The organism is Mesorhizobium sp. B2-5-7 (genome assembly GCF_006440875.1).
Classification (GTDB): Bacteria; Pseudomonadota; Alphaproteobacteria; order Rhizobiales; family Rhizobiaceae; genus Mesorhizobium; species Mesorhizobium australicum.
Genome location: NZ_VFUO01000002.1, coordinates 841,654 through 858,550 on the forward strand (window position 1 = coordinate 841,654; position 16,897 = coordinate 858,550).

18 protein-coding genes, 1 tRNA gene and 1 pseudogene are annotated in these 16,897 nt (G+C 63.6%); 9 read left to right on the plus strand and 11 right to left on the minus strand.

What is annotated here, in order from left to right; all coding sequences use genetic code 11:
* Window positions 1–4: 4 nt before the first annotated feature.
* From deoA to FJ543_RS11630, 6 genes are all read right to left on the minus strand, one after another.
* Window positions 5–1,324, minus strand: coding sequence for a thymidine phosphorylase (deoA, locus tag FJ543_RS11605; protein ID WP_015315751.1), 1,320 nt, complete (start codon window positions 1,322–1,324; stop codon window positions 5–7).
* Window positions 1,324–2,133 carry a purine-nucleoside phosphorylase gene (locus FJ543_RS11610; protein ID WP_140875135.1) on the minus strand — a complete coding sequence of 270 codons (810 nt, stop codon included), beginning with the start codon at window positions 2,131–2,133 and terminating at the stop codon, window positions 1,324–1,326. The genes deoA and FJ543_RS11610 overlap by 1 nt, the downstream gene beginning before the upstream one ends.
* A gap of 13 nt (window positions 2,134–2,146) precedes the next feature.
* Complete coding sequence (gene cdd / locus FJ543_RS11615) at window positions 2,147–2,539, minus strand: cytidine deaminase (protein ID WP_140618828.1); 393 nt, start codon at window positions 2,537–2,539, stop codon at window positions 2,147–2,149.
* Between the two features lie 65 nt (window positions 2,540–2,604).
* Window positions 2,605–3,576: an ABC transporter permease gene (locus FJ543_RS11620; RefSeq protein ID WP_015315754.1), complete on the minus strand. Its 972-nt coding sequence runs from the start codon at window positions 3,574–3,576 to the stop codon at window positions 2,605–2,607.
* 1 nt (window position 3,577) lies between these two features.
* Window positions 3,578–4,717 (minus strand): ABC transporter permease, encoded by a 1,140-nt coding sequence (locus FJ543_RS11625; protein WP_015315755.1) that lies wholly within the window; start codon window positions 4,715–4,717, stop codon window positions 3,578–3,580.
* Entirely contained in the window at window positions 4,714–6,246 is a 1,533-nt protein-coding gene (locus FJ543_RS11630; protein ID WP_140875137.1) for an ABC transporter ATP-binding protein, read from the minus strand. Before FJ543_RS11630 ends, FJ543_RS11625 begins: the two co-directional genes overlap by 4 nt.
* Before the next feature lie 216 nt (window positions 6,247–6,462).
* Here FJ543_RS11630 and FJ543_RS11635 point away from each other — a divergent pair, with 216 nt between their 5' ends.
* On the plus strand, window positions 6,463–6,669 hold the full coding sequence (locus FJ543_RS11635; protein WP_123151274.1) for a SlyX family protein: 207 nt from the start codon (window positions 6,463–6,465) through the stop codon (window positions 6,667–6,669).
* Window positions 6,670–6,691: 22 nt separating this feature from the next.
* Window positions 6,692–7,090 (plus strand): hypothetical protein, encoded by a 399-nt coding sequence (locus tag FJ543_RS11640; protein ID WP_140618821.1) that lies wholly within the window; start codon window positions 6,692–6,694, stop codon window positions 7,088–7,090.
* A 126-nt stretch (window positions 7,091–7,216) separates the two neighbouring features.
* On the opposite strand, the pseudogene FJ543_RS31820 reads toward FJ543_RS11640, so the two are convergent.
* The 4 genes and pseudogenes from FJ543_RS31820 to FJ543_RS11660 form a co-directional block, all read right to left on the minus strand.
* Window positions 7,217–7,558, minus strand: a pseudogene (locus FJ543_RS31820) (GNAT family N-acetyltransferase); the annotation flags it as partial.
* A gap of 89 nt (window positions 7,559–7,647) precedes the next feature.
* Window positions 7,648–8,637 (minus strand): BMP family ABC transporter substrate-binding protein, encoded by a 990-nt coding sequence (locus tag FJ543_RS11650; RefSeq protein WP_015315759.1) that lies wholly within the window; start codon window positions 8,635–8,637, stop codon window positions 7,648–7,650.
* A gap of 243 nt (window positions 8,638–8,880) precedes the next feature.
* Window positions 8,881–9,204 (minus strand): hypothetical protein, encoded by a 324-nt coding sequence (locus tag FJ543_RS11655; RefSeq protein WP_015315760.1) that lies wholly within the window; start codon window positions 9,202–9,204, stop codon window positions 8,881–8,883.
* A 130-nt stretch (window positions 9,205–9,334) separates the two neighbouring features.
* On the minus strand, window positions 9,335–10,063 hold the full coding sequence (locus FJ543_RS11660) for a DUF2569 domain-containing protein (RefSeq protein WP_224622286.1): 729 nt from the start codon (window positions 10,061–10,063) through the stop codon (window positions 9,335–9,337).
* A 372-nt stretch (window positions 10,064–10,435) separates the two neighbouring features.
* On the opposite strand from FJ543_RS11660, the gene FJ543_RS11665 reads away from it, so the two are divergent.
* Together FJ543_RS11665 and FJ543_RS11670 are read left to right on the plus strand one after the other, a co-directional pair.
* Window positions 10,436–10,525, plus strand: a tRNA-Ser gene (locus tag FJ543_RS11665).
* 270 nt (window positions 10,526–10,795) lie between these two features.
* Complete coding sequence (locus tag FJ543_RS11670) at window positions 10,796–11,098, plus strand: DUF982 domain-containing protein (protein WP_140875139.1); 303 nt, start codon at window positions 10,796–10,798, stop codon at window positions 11,096–11,098.
* Window positions 11,099–11,218: 120 nt separating this feature from the next.
* Here the strand turns inward: FJ543_RS11670 and FJ543_RS11675 are convergent, their stop codons facing one another.
* The gene (locus FJ543_RS11675) at window positions 11,219–11,455 is read right to left on the minus strand and encodes a hypothetical protein (protein ID WP_140721227.1); all 237 of its coding nucleotides are present in this window, start codon (window positions 11,453–11,455) and stop codon (window positions 11,219–11,221) included.
* A gap of 218 nt (window positions 11,456–11,673) precedes the next feature.
* On the opposite strand from FJ543_RS11675, the gene FJ543_RS11680 reads away from it, so the two are divergent.
* From FJ543_RS11680 to kdpB, 5 genes are all read left to right on the plus strand, one after another.
* Entirely contained in the window at window positions 11,674–12,393 is a 720-nt protein-coding gene (locus tag FJ543_RS11680; RefSeq protein ID WP_140875141.1) for a Crp/Fnr family transcriptional regulator, read from the plus strand.
* A 367-nt stretch (window positions 12,394–12,760) separates the two neighbouring features.
* Complete coding sequence (gene kdpF / locus FJ543_RS11685) at window positions 12,761–12,850, plus strand: K(+)-transporting ATPase subunit F (protein WP_015315765.1); 90 nt, start codon at window positions 12,761–12,763, stop codon at window positions 12,848–12,850.
* Between the two features lie 20 nt (window positions 12,851–12,870).
* On the plus strand, window positions 12,871–14,574 hold the full coding sequence (gene kdpA, locus FJ543_RS11690; RefSeq protein WP_140875143.1) for a potassium-transporting ATPase subunit KdpA: 1,704 nt from the start codon (window positions 12,871–12,873) through the stop codon (window positions 14,572–14,574).
* A gap of 7 nt (window positions 14,575–14,581) precedes the next feature.
* Complete coding sequence (locus FJ543_RS11695) at window positions 14,582–14,797, plus strand: hypothetical protein (protein ID WP_015315767.1); 216 nt, start codon at window positions 14,582–14,584, stop codon at window positions 14,795–14,797.
* Window positions 14,794–16,887: a potassium-transporting ATPase subunit KdpB gene (gene kdpB, locus FJ543_RS11700; protein WP_140875144.1), complete on the plus strand. Its 2,094-nt coding sequence runs from the start codon at window positions 14,794–14,796 to the stop codon at window positions 16,885–16,887. The genes FJ543_RS11695 and kdpB overlap by 4 nt, the downstream gene beginning before the upstream one ends.
* Window positions 16,888–16,897: the final 10 nt, after the last annotated feature.

A 16,897-nucleotide genomic window follows, 5' to 3' on the forward strand; every position in this document is an offset into this window, starting at 1 on the left:
CCACTCAGCCACGCGGCAGAATCCGCCGGATGACCGACTTGTCGGCGGCCGGCTTCGAAGCGCCGATCGCATAGGCTGAAAGCACGGTCGCGGCTGCCGTCTCGGCATCGGACGGTGAGCGGGCGTGGATCAGCGCCAGCGCATCTCCGGCGCGTACTTCCGCGCCTATGGGCAGCAGCCTGGTGATGCCGACCGAGGGGTCGATCCTGTCGTCGGGCCGGGTGCGCCCGCCGCCCAGGCCGACGACCGCGAGACCGATGTCGCGGGTGGCGATGCCAGTGACGAAACCCTCCGACGTCGCCTTCACCGCGATTTCCGTTGCTGCTTCCGACAGATATTTCTCTGGCTTCTCGATGAAATCGGCGGGGCCGCCAAGCACCGTCACCATGCGCGCGAAGGTGGCGGCTGCGCGGCCGCTGGCGAGTGTCTCGGTGGCGCGGCGCATGCCGTCCTGGTTCGACGACACCAGTCCCGCCGACTGCAGCATTTCGGCTGCCAGCGCCAGCGTCACGTCCTCCAGCCGCCGGTCGCGCAGGCGGCCGGTCAGGAAATCGACGGCATTGCGCACCTCGACGGCATTGCCGGCGGCGGAGGCAAGCGGTTCGTTCATGCCGGTGATTAGCGCCGAGACTTTCAGTCCGGCGCCGCTGGCGACCTCGACGAGGCTATTGGCAAGCGCGGTCGCATCTCGGGATTTCTCCATGAAGGCGCCATTGCCGACCTTGACGTCGAGCACCAGCGATTGCAGGCCCGCCGCGAGCTTCTTCGACAGGATCGATGCGGTGATCAGCGGCACGGACTCCACGGTTCCGGTCACGTCGCGGATGGCGTAGAGCCGGCGATCGGCAGGTGCCAGGTCGGCGGTTTGGCCGATGATGGCGCAGCCGGTTTCAAGCACGGCTTTGCGGAACAGCGTGATGTCGGGTTGGCTGATATAGCCGGGAATGGCATCCATCTTGTCCAGCGTGCCGCCGGTATGGCCGAGGCCACGGCCCGAGATCATCGGCACATAGGCACCGCAGGCGGCAACGATCGGCGCCAGCATCAGCGAGACATTGTCGCCGACACCGCCCGTGGAATGCTTGTCGGTGACAGGGCCTGGCAAATCCGACCAGTCGAGCACGTCGCCGGAATCGCGCATGGCCAGCGTCATCGCCACCGCCTCGTCGCGGTTCATGCCGTTGAAGAACACCGCCATGGCAAAGGCCGCGACCTGGCCGTCGGTGACGGTACCCGACGTCACGCCGTCGATGAAGGCGGCGATCTCGTGAGGCGCCAGCCTGTGGCCGTCGCGCTTGTGACGGATGATTTCCTGTGGAAGCATCAGCTCTCCAGCAGCCCGTCACGGAACACGCGCTGCAGCACCGTTGCCAGCCGCGATCCGCCAACCGGCGCCATGTCCTTGGTTTCCTGGTGCGAAAGCTCGGCTCCGGTCATGCCGGCGGCCAAATTGGTGATGACCGAACAGGCAGCGACGCGAAGGCCGAGGAAACGCGCGAGAATCACTTCCGGCACGGTCGACATGCCGACGGCGTTGGCGCCCATGATGCGCGCCATGCGGATTTCGGCCGGCGTCTCGAAGCAGGGGCCCGAGAACCACATGTAGACGCCCTTGTGAAGCGCAGTGCCGGTCGCCTTCGCCGCGCCTTCGATCGCGTCGCGGATGCCGGCATCATAAGCTTCGGTGAGGCCGACGAAACGGCGGTCGCTGGGCTCGCCGATCAGCGGGTTGGTGCCGGAGAAGTTGATATGATCAGTGAGCAGCATCACCGAACCCGGCGGCATATCCGGATCGACCGAGCCGGCCGCGTTGGTGAGGATCAGTTTCGTGATGCCGATGCCGGCGAGCACTTCCAGCACCGGACGCATCGCCGCGGCGTTCCCATGCTCATAGTAGTGGGCGCGGCCGGACAGCATAAGCACGGGAACGCCGGCAAACAGCCCGGCGACCACTTGGCCGGCGTGGCCGCTGACACCGCTCCCGGGAAAGCCGGGCAGGTCGGCATAGGAGACGCGGATCGGATTCTCGATCCGGTCGACCAGGCCGCCCAGGCCCGAACCCAGCACAAGCGCGGTCGACGGCGCCAGGCCGTCCAGCCTTTCGATAAGGTGGTCGACCGTTTTTTGCGTCATATCAGCCAGCTCTTCATTTCAGAATGTCGCCGCGGAAGCCGTAGGGCAGCATGTCGCCCATGGTCACGGTTTCGGCCACGCCGGTGTTGTCGCAGAGATAGAGCTTCGTTTCCGGGCGGCAGAATTCGGCCAGTCGCTGGCGGCAGCCGCCGCAAGGCGAGCATTTGGCCATGCGTTCGGCAAGGACGGCGATTTCAACGATCTTGCCGCCGCCGCCCATGACATAATGGCCAAGCGCGGTGGTCTCGGCGCACCAGCCTTCCGGATAGGAGGCGACCTCGATATTGGCGCCGGTGAAGACGCGTCCGTCCTCGGTGCGTATGGCGGCACCCACCGGGAACTTGGAATAAGGCGCATAAGCCTTGGCCATGGCAGCCTTGGCCGCTTCGAACAGATCATGCGACATTCAGGTGTTCTCTCCGATGATCGTGTCCAAAACCCGGCGCTTCGTCTGCGCCGAACTGTCGACCTTTAGCGTTCCTTGACATAGGGCACGCCGCCGGCGCGCGGCGGGATGGCCTTGCCGATGAAGCCGGCAAGCAGGATGACGGTGAGGATATAGGGCAGGGCCTGCATGAACTGCACCGACACCTTGCCGACTATGGGCAGCGGCGTTCCCTGCAGGCGGATCGACGCCGCGTCGAGGAAGCCGAACAGCAGACAGGCGAACATGGCGTTGACCGGCTTCCATTTGGCGAAGATCAGCGCGGCCAGCGCGATGTAGCCCTTGCCCGCGGTCATGTCCTTCACGAAGCCGCCATTCTGCACCATCGAAAGATAGGCGCCTGCAAATCCGGTCAGGATGCCCGTGCAGATCAGCGCGCGATAGCGCAGCCAGGCGACCGAGATGCCGGCGGTGTCGACCGCGGCCGGATTCTCGCCGACCGCGCGCAGCCTGAGGCCAAAACGCGTGCGAAACAGCACCCACCAGGTGAACGGCACCATCGCAAAGGCGAAATAGACGAGGATTGAATGGCCGGAGATCAGTTCGGCATAGATCGGACCGATGATCGGCACGCCCCTGATTGCATCGGCGCCGGGCCAGATGATCGCCTCGAATCGTTCGCCCGGTTGCAGCGCCGGCGTGCGGCCACCCTGCTGGAACCATGCCTGGCCGAGAATGATGGTCGATCCAGCGGCGACGAAGTTGATCGCAACGCCCGAAACGATCTGGTTGCCGCGATGGGTGATCGAGGCAAAGCCGTGCACCAAAGCGAAGGCGACAGAGATCAGGATCGCCATGCCGAGACCGATAAGCGCCGAATGGAACACGGAGGCAGCGGCAGCACCCGCGAAGGCGCCGACCAGCATCTTGCCTTCGAGGCCGATGTCGAAAATGCCGGCCCGCTCCGAATAGAGGCCGGCGAGGCAGGCAAGCAGCAGCGGCACCGACAGGCGGATGGTAGAGTCCAGCACCTGGATGATCGCGTTGAAGATATCCATCTCAGGCGCCCTTCCCGTTGACAGCCTGCATGCCCACCGATTTCGGGCTGAACGAGGCGAACAGAGCCTGGATATAGGGCCTGAACATATGCTCCAGCGCGCCGGCGAAGAGGATGACCAATCCTTGAATGATGACGATCATGTCGCGGCTGATTGCCGGCATCTCGAAGGCGAGTTCGGCGCCGCCCTGGTAAAGCATGCCGAACAGGATCGCCGCCAGCACGATGCCGACCGGATGCAGGCGGCCCATCAGCGCCACGGCGATACCGACGAAACCGGCGCCAGAAACGAAGTCGATCGCGACATTGTGCTGGTCGCCCATCACCGGGTTGAGCGCCATCATGCCGGCCAGCGCGCCCGAGATCATCATCGCAGTGATGATGATGCGGGTTTCCGAAATGCCGGCATAGCGGGCCGCTTTCGGGCTGTGGCCATAGGTGCGCATCTCATAGCCGAGCTTGGTACGCCAGATCAGCAGCCAGACCAGGAAAGCCATCACCAGCGCCAGCAGGAAGCAGATGTTGAGCGGGGCCGAGCGGATCTTGGCGCCGAACAATTCGATGATCCAGTTCAGTTTCGGCAGCTCCGCGCCGGCGAGGAAGTTACGCGTCTGCGGCGCCTGCGACCCTGCCGGCTTCAGCGGGCCGACCAGCAGGTAGACCATGATCGAGGCGGCGATGAAGTTGAACATGATCGTCGTGATGACGATGTGCGAGCCCCGCTTGGCCTGCAGATAGGCGGGAATCAGGGCCCACAATGCGCCCACGAGCGCCGAAGCGACGATGGCCAGCGGAAATGTCAGCCACCAGGGCAGTGTGCTGTCGAAGGAAAGGCAGACGATGGCGATGCCGAGGCCGGCGATGTAGGCCTGCCCCTCGGTGCCGATGTTGAACAGTCCGCAATGCGCCGCCACCGCCACCGAAAGCCCGGTGAATATGAAGGTCGTGGCGTAGAAGAGGGTGAAGGCGATGCCGGTGCCCTTGCCGAAGGCGCCTTCGACCAGGATGACGGCGGCACGGAAGGGGTTTTCGCCGACCAGCATGACGACGAAGCCAGCGACGATGAAGGCGACCGACAGGTTGATCAGCGGGATCAGCCCGTAGTCGGCCCAGGCCGGCAATTTGGCGTAAGGCGTGCTCATTGCGCCGCCTCCCGATGCTCGACACCGGCCATCAGCAGGCCAAGCTCGCCTTCGGTCGCGTCGGGGCCGCGCTCGCCAACGACCCGGCCGGCAAACATCACCAGGATGCGGTCGGAGAGCGAGCGGATCTCGTCTAGCTCGACCGATACCACCAGCACCGCCTTGCCCTGGTCGCGCATGGCGATCAGGCGCTTGTGGATGAACTCGATGGCGCCGACGTCGACGCCACGCGTCGGCTGGCCGACGATCAAGACGCCGGGGTCCTGCTCTATTTCACGCGCGAGCACGATCTTCTGCTGGTTGCCGCCGGAAAAATTGGCCGTCTTCAGGCGCGGATTGCCGGGACGAATGTCGTATTTCTCGATCTTGCCCCTGGCATCGTCCATGATGGCATCGATGTTGAGAAACGGTCCCCTGAGGTAACGGGGATCGTCGTGGTAGCCGAGGATGGAATTCTCGTTCTCCTCGAAGGCCAGCACCAGCCCGACATGGTGGCGGTCTTCCGGTACGTGGGCGAGGCCACGGTCGCGCAATTCGCCGGGATCGGCCTTGCCGGTGAGATCGATCGGCTTGCCGTCGAGCGTCACGGAACCGGAAACGGCATGCCTGATGCCGGAAATCGCCTCAAGCAACTCGGATTGCCCGTTGCCGGCAACGCCGGCGATGCCGACGATCTCGCCGGCGCGCAAATCGAAGGAGACGTCGTCGACCATGGTGACGCCACGGGAATCCCTGACCGTCAAGTTCTTGACCGCGAGCTTGACGGCACCGGCCTCGGCTTCGCCCTTTTCGACCCTCAAGAGGACACGCCGCCCGACCATCAGTTCGGCCAGTTCCTCGACAGTGGTTTTCCTGGTCTCCCGGGTCGCCACCATCGTGCCCTGACGCATCACCGACACGGTGTCGGTGATGGCCATGATCTCGCGCAGTTTGTGGGTGATCAGCACCACCGTCTTTCCCTGTTCCTTCAACTGCCTGAGGATGCGGAACAGGTGGTCGGCCTCGGCCGGCGTCAAAACGCCTGTCGGCTCGTCGAGGATCAGGATTTCGGCGCCGCGATAAAGCGCCTTCAGGATTTCCACGCGTTGCTGCAGGCCGACCGGCAGTTCTTCGATAATCGCATCGGGATCGACTTCCAGCCCGTATTCGCGCTCCAGCCGGTCAAGCTCGGAGCGCGCCTTGGCGATGCTGCTCTTCAGAAGCGCATCGGTTTCGGCGCCGAGGATGATGTTCTCCAGCACGGAGAAATTGTCGACCAGCATGAAATGCTGGTGCACCATGCCGATGCCGAGCGCGATCGCGTCGTTGGGTGTCTTGATCGATGCCGGCTTGCCGCCGACGCGGATCTCGCCGCTGTCGGCCTGGTAGAAACCGTAGAGGATCGACATCAGCGTCGACTTGCCGGCGCCGTTCTCGCCGACGATGCCGTGGATGGTGCCGCGCGCGATCTCCAGATTGATGTCGCGGTTAGCGCGCACCGCGCCGAAACTCTTGTTGATGCCGATCAGTTCGATTGCGGCTTGCGCCATGCAGCCTGTCCCACTCTTATTTTTTTATCGCTTGGTCAAAACGCCTAGCATGGCACTCCGCCCATGCCAATTGTCCGGAGCAGCATCCACTCTCGACAAATCCCCGCGCGCTTGTCAATTTCGAACGTGGCCGAAGCTCTCACATTCGCTACTATGGCGAGGTCGATTTGACGTTGCGGCGCAAGGTGTCGCGGTACAAACTGGGGACTTTGCATGATCATGCCCGCCGACCGGCTGACGACGCTGGAAATCCGCGCCGCGGAGCAGGAGAAGACCATCGAGGAACTGTCGGGCCAGATCGCCGAGCAGTGGAAGGTGATCGAACGCATGCAGCGCAAGCTTGATGCGCTGACAGACCGCTTCCTGGCGCTTGAAGAGCAGGCGGCACCGGATGTGCCGGTGACCAAGCCGCCACACTGGTGAGGAGAGGGGGAGGGCACGGATCATGGCCGGTGAGAGCGATCGTATCGCAAGGGCCGGCGACTATGTGCTGGGCCTGATGAACGATGCCGAGCGCGAGCGGGCCGAGCGCGATCTCGAGATCGACCCTGCGTTCCGCGACGCGGTGGTGCAACTGGCCGAGCGCATGCATGTCTTCGATCGCGCCGAAAAACCAGCCGGCGTCAATCATTGGGAACTGGTTACGCAGCGACTCGCCGAATTGCCGCAGATGCAAGGCGTTGGCCTGGGCGGCAATGATGCCAAGTCGCCGACAGTGATCCGAAGCTTGTCCCGTCAGCCGTACGGCGTTGGTGTGCATTCGCTTGGCGGTAGGCGTGGACTTGTCGTCATGGCCGGGCTGATTGCGGCCTTCGCGCTCGGCTATCTCCTGGGCACATTGTGATGGAGCCGGCGCGACATCAGCATCATCGTGTCGCCGTCCTGCTCGCACAGCTCGATCGTGTCCCAGCCCGAGCGCCGCGTAGAACTCGCGCGCTTGCCAAGTGTAGAGGTAGAGCGTCTCGACGCCGGCTGACGCTGCATGCGCTTCGATCGCCTCGACCAGCGCGGTGCCGGTTCCCTTGCCTCGATGGCCGGCGTCGACGACAAGCCCGGCCAGCCACGGTGTCAGATCATGCGCCGGTTCCAGTTCGTGGCGGACCAGCAGGCAGGTGCCTATCGGCACATCGTTCACACGGGCAACCAGAGCCTTTTCGAGGCCGTCGCTGGTCAGCAGGTTGCGGAGCCCTGCCGCATCCTCTTCCAGCGTCCTTCCCGTGCCCTCGAAGAAGGCGGCAATCCGCAGTCGCGCGACGACTTCGATGTCATGCCCGCGCATGGGTTCGATCGTTGGCTGCATTCCTCGCTCCATGCCATTTGCGAGCTTCGTTCAATCGGCAAAAGCAAAACCGCCGGGCTTTCGCCCGGCGGTTGCAGATCATGGCCGTACGCTGCCGCCGATCAATAGGGGCAGGCGTTGTCGGCTGTGTAGTCGTGCACCTTGACCGTGCCGGCGATGATGTCGGCCTTGGCTTTTTCGACGGCCGCCTTCATTTCGTCGGTCACCAGTGCCTTGTTGTTGTCGTCCATGGCGTAGTCGACGCCGCCTTCCTTGAGGCCGAGATTCTCGACGCCACCCTTGAAGGTGCCGTTCTTGCCATCCATGAAGGCGGTGTAGACGGCAACGTCGACGCGCTTCAGCATCGAGGTCAGCACCTTGCCGGGCTGCAGGCCGTTCTGGTTGGAATCGACGCCGATGCCGAGCTTGCCGGCATCGGCCGCCGCCTGCAGCACACCGACGCCGGTGCCGCCGGCGGCCGCGTAAACCACGTCGGCGCCCTGGTCGATCTGCGTCTTGGCGATCTCGCCACCCTTGGCCGGATCGTTCCACGCCGCCGGCGTATCGCCAGTCATGTTCTGGATGACGTCGGTCGCGCCAGCGGACTTGGCGCCGCCGACATAGCCGCATTCGAACTTGCGGATCAGCGGGATGTCCATGCCGCCGACGAAGGCAACCTTCTTCGACTTCGACGCCATCGCGGCCATGATGCCGACGAGATAGGAGCCTTCATTCTCCTTGAACACCAGCGAGCGGACATTGGGCAGGTCGACCGCATCGTCGATGATGGCGAAGTTGAGGTCCGGGTATTCGGCCGCGACCTTCTTCAGCGCATCCTCCCAGGCAAAGCCTGCCATGACGATCGGGTTGTGGCCGTCCTCGGCGAAGCGGCGCAGCGCCTGCTCGCGCTGCGAGGCGTTGGACACTTCGAACTCGACATAGGCGACGCCGGTCTCGGTCTTGAATTTTTCGGCGCCATGGTAGGCAGCCTCATTGAAGGATTTGTCGAACTTGCCGCCCAGATCATAGAGGATGGCCGGCTGGACATCCGCGGCGAAAGCCGGAAGAACCATTGCGGTTGCGGCCAGAAGGCCGAGAACGATACGTTTCATGTGATCCACACCCTGTCGGTTATTTTTTCCGTTGCACACCGCCTGCAGCCCGGTTCTCCGGCAAGCAAACGACGTTAGCCAGGAGTGTATTGCCCTCCCGCTCCCGGGCAATCTGGCACGGCCCGAAACAAAATTCACGCGGAATTTTGACCTTTTGGAAAAGCGTGCCACGGGCAAGCCACGCCGCGATCCGATCTTGCGTGCAGCTTTCAGCAGCCGGCCGGAATGGTGCGGGAGATGGGTTCAGTTCGCGGCGAACTGTCCCGTGCGCCGCTGCCGCCGATAGCCGATGGCGTACAGCAGGAAGGCCAGCACCGCGAAGACGGCAAAGCCCGGCTGGTTGAGCACCCAGGCGATGACTGTGTCCCACAGCAGCGGACTGGCCTTGGCGCGGACGAAGGTTTCGAAGGCGGCCCGCGTGTCCGGCGAGACGGCCAGCCAACTGGCGTTGAGCGGGGTCAGCACAAGGGCCGAAGCCGCCACCGTGCGCGTCGTGTCGAGCACCGCCATGATGACGGAAACCGATAGCGCGACCATGGCCGCAAGACGAAAGACGAAGCGAAACATCAAGGCTCTCCCCCGGTTCCCCCTGGACGCTGACCAGAAGACCGCCGGCACATGTCCGAACAGAAATAGAATGCGTGCGGTTCAGCTGCAATCGCGATACGCGAATTTAAGGCCCGCGCTTTTCTGGGCCCTATGCGACCGGCTCGCGCCTGGGGCGGTGAACGAGCCAGACGGCAAGAATGCCTCCGGCAATGGCGCCGACCACCAGCCCGGCCAATCCGATGAAGGCGGCAAAGTAGCCGCAGCCGCCCTCGAAGCAACTGACCTCGGCGACATCGGCGATCACCGAGCCAGCCAGGAAGCCGCCAACCGCGCCAATGATCGCGCCCAGGACGATGCCGAGCAAGGCAGCCACGATGGAAACGAAGACCGACGGCGCTTCGATCCGCGACCTGGCATAGACGCCCTCGGCGCCGGACCCACGGCGCAGCAGATAGATGCAGAGCAGGCCGATGGCGATTTCGACGCCGCCGATAAGCAGGCTCCTGGCGGAAAAGACGAAATCGGGCACGGCGAGCACATAGGCCTGCCTCGCCAGCACCCAGGCGATGGTCGCCACCTGCCAGATGATGAACTGGCGCGGGAAGCGCGCCGAGCGGCCAAAGGCAAGGCCGAGCAAATAAAGCCCCCACAGGATGGTGATGATGTCGACGGCAAGCCCGCCAAGGAGGAAATAGAAAATCCTGTCCGGCAGGCCGGAATTGCCGGTCAGCCACCAGGCGGAGGCCAGGCCGTAGACCGACCACGCCATGACGAAGATGAGCCAGCCCACCGGCACGTAGGACAGCCCGCTGTCCGGGCGCCCGATTGGCGCCTGCCCCGGCATCCCGCCGCCCGGTTGTTCACTGCCTGATGTCATGCCCGGACGATGCCCCCCCGCAAAGCCTCCGTTTCACTCGACAGGTGGCCCGCGACGAAGTCAAGCGCGGCCGGCCTTGCGGGCTCGCCTGTGCACATCATTCGGGGCGTCGGCACCTCGAAACGGATGCCGCGGCGGCCTCGCGAAGCGCTGTGTGGCCGGCAAAGCGAATAGACTGTCGTTATGGCTTGGCATTCGGCGCGGGATCGACTAGATGAGCCCCGCGCCTGTTGCTTTGACGGCTCAGGTGCCGGGGAGAGGTGTCCGCTGGTTGGCGGCACCCATAGCGCGGAAATCGCTACTCCTCCCTGAAGGGACTGCATTGTCCCCAACCCGCGCGGCGAAACCGGCCGTCGCGAAAAATGCAAGGACGGAGAGGTGGCCGAGTGGTTGAAGGCGCACGCCTGGAAAGTGTGTTTACGGGAGACCGTAACGCGGGTTCGAATCCCGCTCTCTCCGCCAGTTCCCTTTTCGCCGGGCGCTTCTGGGTGCAGTCTAGCATACTAGCATCTCGACTATCGAACCTTAATCCGTCTTCTCGCCGGTCCGACGGAGTAGCAGTCATGGCCGGTGGATCAGGATGCAAGATTTCCGGCGCACTCAGGCGTGCGTTCCGCAAAAGGTCCTGTTTGCTCCGGAACCTCCCGGCTCGCGATGCGTTACCCGGCGTCTCATCATAGATCCCCGCCAGGATTTTCTCCGAGAACCCGCGTCCAATCAGGAGCCCGCTTCATGCACGACAAGCTGTTTCATTCGCCCGTCGCACTGACCGTCGGTCTCGGCTTCAAGCGCGAAATCGCCTCGCTGGCCGAAATGCACGATTTCCTGACCAACTGGACGACCTCCCGACGTGGTCCGCTTTATCGCAATGCCGTCGAGGCGTGCAGCCTGGCCTTGGAAGGCTGCATCACGAGGGACGAGGCGCGCCATGCGCTTGTTGAATTCGCGGAAGCCACCGGTATTCTCTGGCCCGAGATCGAGCCGGTCATCGTGGCGCGCGCCGTCGCACGCGGCCATGGCGGCTACGCCGCCTGATCGTTCGAGCTGTCATTGCGATGGCCGGTTCGTACGGCCGCTCCCCCGAAAGCCCGGCTTGGCCCTCCGAGCCCGGCTTTTCCGTTCCATCTTGCGGAGGGTCCGCAGACCAGGCCGCGGTCAATCGCACCAACTCGATGAGATGACGAGCGATGCTTCGAAGACATGGCGCCCGCTCTCGTCGCGCACCTTCACGGTGATGGCCGTTCGGTCGTTTTCGATCATCTCGTCGCGAATGATGTCGGGCAGGATAAGGATTGCCTCGCGCCGCAGACGCTCGCGCGAGTCGAACACCTGACCATGGTCATCCACCGTCAGGCCATCGCCATTGTAAAGGTCGAGAAAGTATCTGGGCATGATGCGGCCGGATCCCGAGCTGATGAAATTTCCAAAAGAGACTTGAGCGACAATTCGCGGGCTAAGCCGTTGTTCCATCAGAGATGATCTTCGTTGGCGAATAAGCGCCTTCTAACAAATGTTAATGCCCGCCGGCGCCCGACGACCTAGTGCTTCGGTAGCCGCCCCTTGCTTCGACAGTTGGCGATCGGCTCTGAGCCCTTTCGCTGGAGATAGCGGTGCTGGAATCCCTGTATCTGAATCTCGCCCAGCACGACGCGCTTTCCGATGCCGAAAAGGCGCTGCTGGCTGAGGCCATGACTTTCGAGCGGCATTTCGCGGTCGGGCAGGATATCGTCGCATCGGGCGCGCGGCCCACCTATTCGACCCTGATCCTCGACGGTTTGGCGGCGCGCTACAAGGTGCTCGAGAACGGCGGCCGGCAGTTCACCTCGCTGCAGGTACCTGGCGATTTCGTCGATCTCCACGCCTTCCTCCTGAAGACGATGGATCACGGCATCGTTGCCATGTCGCCCTGCCATGTCATGTTCGCCGATCACAGCCGGCTTCGTGCCATCACCGAGGAAGCGCCGCATCTGACGCGGCTGCTGTGGCTGGACACGCTGGTCGACGGCGCCATCCATCGCGAGTGGATCGTGGCGATGGGCCGCCGCTCCAAGACCTCACACCTGGCCCATCTCCTCTGTGAGCTTTTCGTACGGCTGCAGGTGGTGCAGCGCACCAACGGCATGAGCTTTCACCTGCCGCTCTCACAGGCCGAGCTGGCCGATGTGCTCGGTCTTTCCGTCGTACACATGAACCGCGTCATCGGCGCCTTGCGCAAAGTCGGCGTCGTCACTTGGGCAAATCACACGGTGACCATCCTGGATTGGCACAGGCTCCAGGAAATCGCCGAGTTCGATCCGACCTATCTCAGCCTGACGCGGGAGCCGCGGTAGAGCGTTCCCAGCAAGGCCGCAAAGCGCGGCGGCATATCCTTCCCGGCAATCCGCGTCGACAAGCTGCTCTTCGACGGCGAGCCGCGCCGGAAACCTTTATAGAATTCCTATTTCTTTCCCATCCGCCCCGTCTCGAACCTTTATGGCGATCGGGTCCATATTCACGTCGAGCAAAGCCGTCGACGCCGCCTAGTGCGGCGCGCCGTCTCACAGTATTGCCCCCTGTCTTTGGCAGGAGACCAGTAAAAAATTGGAAGCAAGGAAAACAGAATGGACACCATTGTTCTTGGGGTCGGGGCTTTGTTCTTCGGTCTGTCCATCGTCTACGTCAAAGTTTGCGACAGGATTTAGGCTGAAGGATCGAACCATGCTTGTCGATTACATCCTCGGCGGTGGCGTGACCTTGTTCCTGCTCGCCTATCTGACATACGCCCTCATTCGTCCAGAACGCTTCTGAAGGCAGGGAAAGCCACAGCCATGACACTGAACGGATGGATACAGATCCTCCTCTATTGCGGGATCCTTGTTTTGCTGGTGAAGCCGCTTGGCTTCTACATGCACCGCGTCTTCAATGGTGATCGCACGCCGCTTTCACCGATCCTCGGCCCGCTTGAGCGCGGGCTCTACCGCATTTGCGGAACCAGCGAGCGCGAGGAGCAGCACTGGACCACCTATGCGGTGGCTCTCCTGCTGTTCAACCTGGCGGGCTTCCTGGTGCTCTATGTCCTGCAACGCCTGCAAGGCAGTCTGCCCTACAATCCGGTCGGCATGAGCGCGGTCGACCCAGCGCTCGCCTTCAACACCGCCGCCAGCTTCATGACCAACACCAACTGGCAGAACTACGGCGGCGAAAGCACGATGTCCTATCTCGTGCAGATGGCCGGGCTGACGGTCCAGAATTTCGTTTCGGCCGCCACCGGCATCGCCATTGCAATCGCGCTGATCCGCGGCTTCGCCCGGGCGTCGGGCAAATCCATCGGCAATTTCTGGGTCGATATGACGCGCGCCACACTTTATGTGCTCTTGCCGCTCTGCGTCGTGCTCACCCTGGTCTATGTCTGGCTCGGCATGCCGCAGACGCTGGGGCCTTACGTCGACGCCACGAGGCTTGAGGGCGCCAAGCAGACCATCGCGCTGGGGCCGGTCGCCTCGCAGGTCGCCATCAAGATGCTCGGCACCAATGGCGGCGGTTTCTTCAATGCCAACGCGGCACATCCCTTCGAGAATCCCGACGCCATCTCCAACCTGATCCAGATGCTGTCGATCTTCGTCGTCGGCGCCGCATTGACCAACGTCTTCGGCCGCATGGTCGGCAATCAGCGCCAGGGCTGGGCGATCCTCGCCTCAATGGGCGTGCTGTTCATCGTTGGCGTCGCCGTCTGCTACTGGGCGGAAGCCGCGGGCAATCCGCTGGTGCATGCGCTGGGCATCGACGGCGGCAACATGGAAGGCAAGGAGACCCGCTTCGGCATCGCGCTCTCGGCTTTGTTCGCCGTCATCACGACGGCCGCTTCCTGCGGCGCGGTCAACGCCATGCACGATAGCTTCACCGCGCTCGGCGGCATGGTTCCGCTCATCAACATGCAACTCGGCGAGGTCATCGTCGGCGGCGTCGGCGCCGGCTTCTACGGCATGCTGATGTTCATCCTGATCGCCGTCTTCGTTGCCGGCCTGATGGTCGGCCGCACGCCCGAATATCTCGGCAAAAAGATCGAGGCGAAGGAGGTCAAGATGGCGATGCTGGCGATCCTGTGCCTGCCGCTGGCGATGCTGATCTTCACGGCGATCGCGGTGGTGCTGCCGAGCGCGGTGGCGTCGATCGCCAATGGCGGGCCGCACGGCTTCTCCGAGATTCTCTACGCCTACACCTCGGCGGCGGCCAACAACGGTTCGGCTTTCGGCGGCCTCAGCGGCAACACGCCCTGGTACAACATCACGCTCGGCATCGGCATGCTGATGGGCCGCTTCCTGGTCATCATCCCGGCGCTTGCCATCGCCGGCGCGCTGGCGGCGAAGAAGACCGTCCCCGCCTCAGCCGGCACCTTCCCGACCGACGGTCCGCTGTTCGTCGGGCTGCTGGTCGGCGTCATCGTCATCGTCGGCGGCCTGACCTTCTTCCCGGCGCTCGCCGTCGGACCTGTCGTCGAGCACCTGGCGATGATCCATGGACAGACATTCTGAGGCAGACATGTCCTGGTTCAGCAACAAGCGCCGCAATATCAGGCATCGGGCCGATCCGGGGAAGGAGGGGCTGCCGCCTCCCTTCCCGACCATGTCGACGTTTCTTGGGCTTGCCGCCGCCATGATCGCGCTTTGGCTGCTGGCCTACGGGCTTCCTCATCTTTTTTCGGCATCCGACCAGTCGCCGCCGCACACCAACACTGAAGCCGGAGCTTCAAAATGAGTCAGTCAAAGTCAGCCAGCATCATGGATGGCGGCATCCTGTGGCCCGCCATCGGCGGCGCCTTCCGCAAACTCGATCCGCGCACGCTGGCCCGCAACCCGGTGATGTTCGTCGTCGCCGTCGTCTCGGCGCTGACATCGGTGCTGTTCGTCAAGGACCTCGTCACCGGCGGCGGTGATTTGCTGTTCACGCTGCAGATCATCATCTGGCTGTGGTTCACGGTGCTGTTCGCCAATTTCGCCGAAGCCGTCGCCGAAGGGCGCGGCAAGGCGCAGGCGGATTCGCTGCGCAAGGCTCGCACCGAAACCCAGGCCAAGCTTTTGACGGGCGAGGACCGCACCAGGTTCAGGCTGGTACCCGGCACCAGCCTGAAGGTCGGCGATATCGTTCTCGTCGAAACCGGCGACATCATCCCGTCCGATGGCGAGGTGGTGGAGGGCGTCGCCTCAGTCAACGAGGCGGCGATAACGGGCGAATCCGCGCCGGTGATCCGCGAATCCGGCGGCGACCGATCGGCCGTCACCGGCGGCACGCAGGTGCTGTCGGACTGGATCCGCGTGCGCATCACCGCCGCCGCGGGCCACACATTCCTCGACCGCATGATCTCGCTGGTCGAAGGCGCCGAGCGCCAGAAGACGCCCAACGAGATCGCGCTCAACATCCTGCTCGTCGGCATGACGCTGATCTTCGTGCTGGCCACAGCGACCATCCCGAGCTTTGCCCACTACTCGGGTGGCTATATTTCGGTGACCGTGCTCGTCGCGCTGTTCGTGACGCTCATCCCGACCACGATCGGCGCGCTGCTGTCGGCCATCGGCATTGCCGGCATGGACCGGCTGGTGCGCTTCAATGTGCTGGCCATGTCGGGTCGCGCCGTTGAAGCCGCCGGCGACGTCGACACGCTGCTCCTCGACAAGACCGGCACCATCACGCTCGGCAACCGCCAGGCGACGGAATTCCGCCCGGTCAAGGGCGTCAGCGAGCAGGAACTGGCGGACGCGGCACAGCTTGCCTCGCTCGCCGACGAGACGCCGGAAGGCCGCTCGATCGTGGTGCTGGCCAAGGAAAAGTATGCCATCCGTGCCCGCGACATGGCGACATTGCATGCTGCTTTCGTGCCCTTCACCGCGCAGACCCGCATGAGCGGCGTCGACATCGACGGTTCGTCGGTACGCAAAGGCGCGGTCGATTCCGTGCTCGCCCATGTCAGCCAGACGACATCGGCCAGCCGCGCGACGCGCCCGAACAGCGACACGATCAGGGATTTGCAGGCGATCGCCGACGACGTCGCGAAATCCGGCGGCACGCCGCTGGCGGTCGAGCGGGACGGGCGCCTGCTGGGTATCGTGCACCTCAAGGACATCGTCAAAGGCGGCATCCGCGAGCGTTTCGCCGAGCTGCGCAAGATGGGCATCCGCACGGTCATGATCACCGGCGACAACCCGATGACGGCAGCCGCCATCGCGGCCGAAGCCGGCGTCGACGACTTCCTTGCCCAGGCGACACCGGGGGACAAGCTGAAGCTGATCCGCGACGAGCAGGCCAAGGGCAAACTGGTCGCCATGTGCGGCGACGGCACCAACGATGCGCCAGCCCTTGCGCAAGCCGATGTCGGCGTCGCCATGAACACCGGCACGGTCGCTGCTCGCGAGGCCGGCAATATGGTCGACCTCGACAGCGATCCGACCAAGCTTATCGAGATCGTCGAAATCGGCAAGGCGCTGTTGATGACGCGCGGCTCGCTGACCACCTTCTCGATCGCCAATGACGTGGCCAAGTATTTCGCCATCATCCCGGCCATGTTCGCCGTCTTCTACGTCGCGCCCGGCCAGACCACAGGTCCGCTGCAAGCGCTCAACATCATGCATCTGGCGACACCGCAGAGCGCCATCCTGTCGGCCATCATCTTCAACGCGCTGATCATCATCGCCCTGATCCCGCTGTCGCTGCGCGGCGTGAAGTACCGGGCGATCGGCGCGGGTGCGTTGCTCAGCCGCAACCTTCTCGTCTACGGTCTCGGCGGTATCGTCGTGCCGTTCGTCGGCATCAAGATAATCGACATGGCCGTCACGGCCCTTGGCCTTGCATAAGGATCATTCC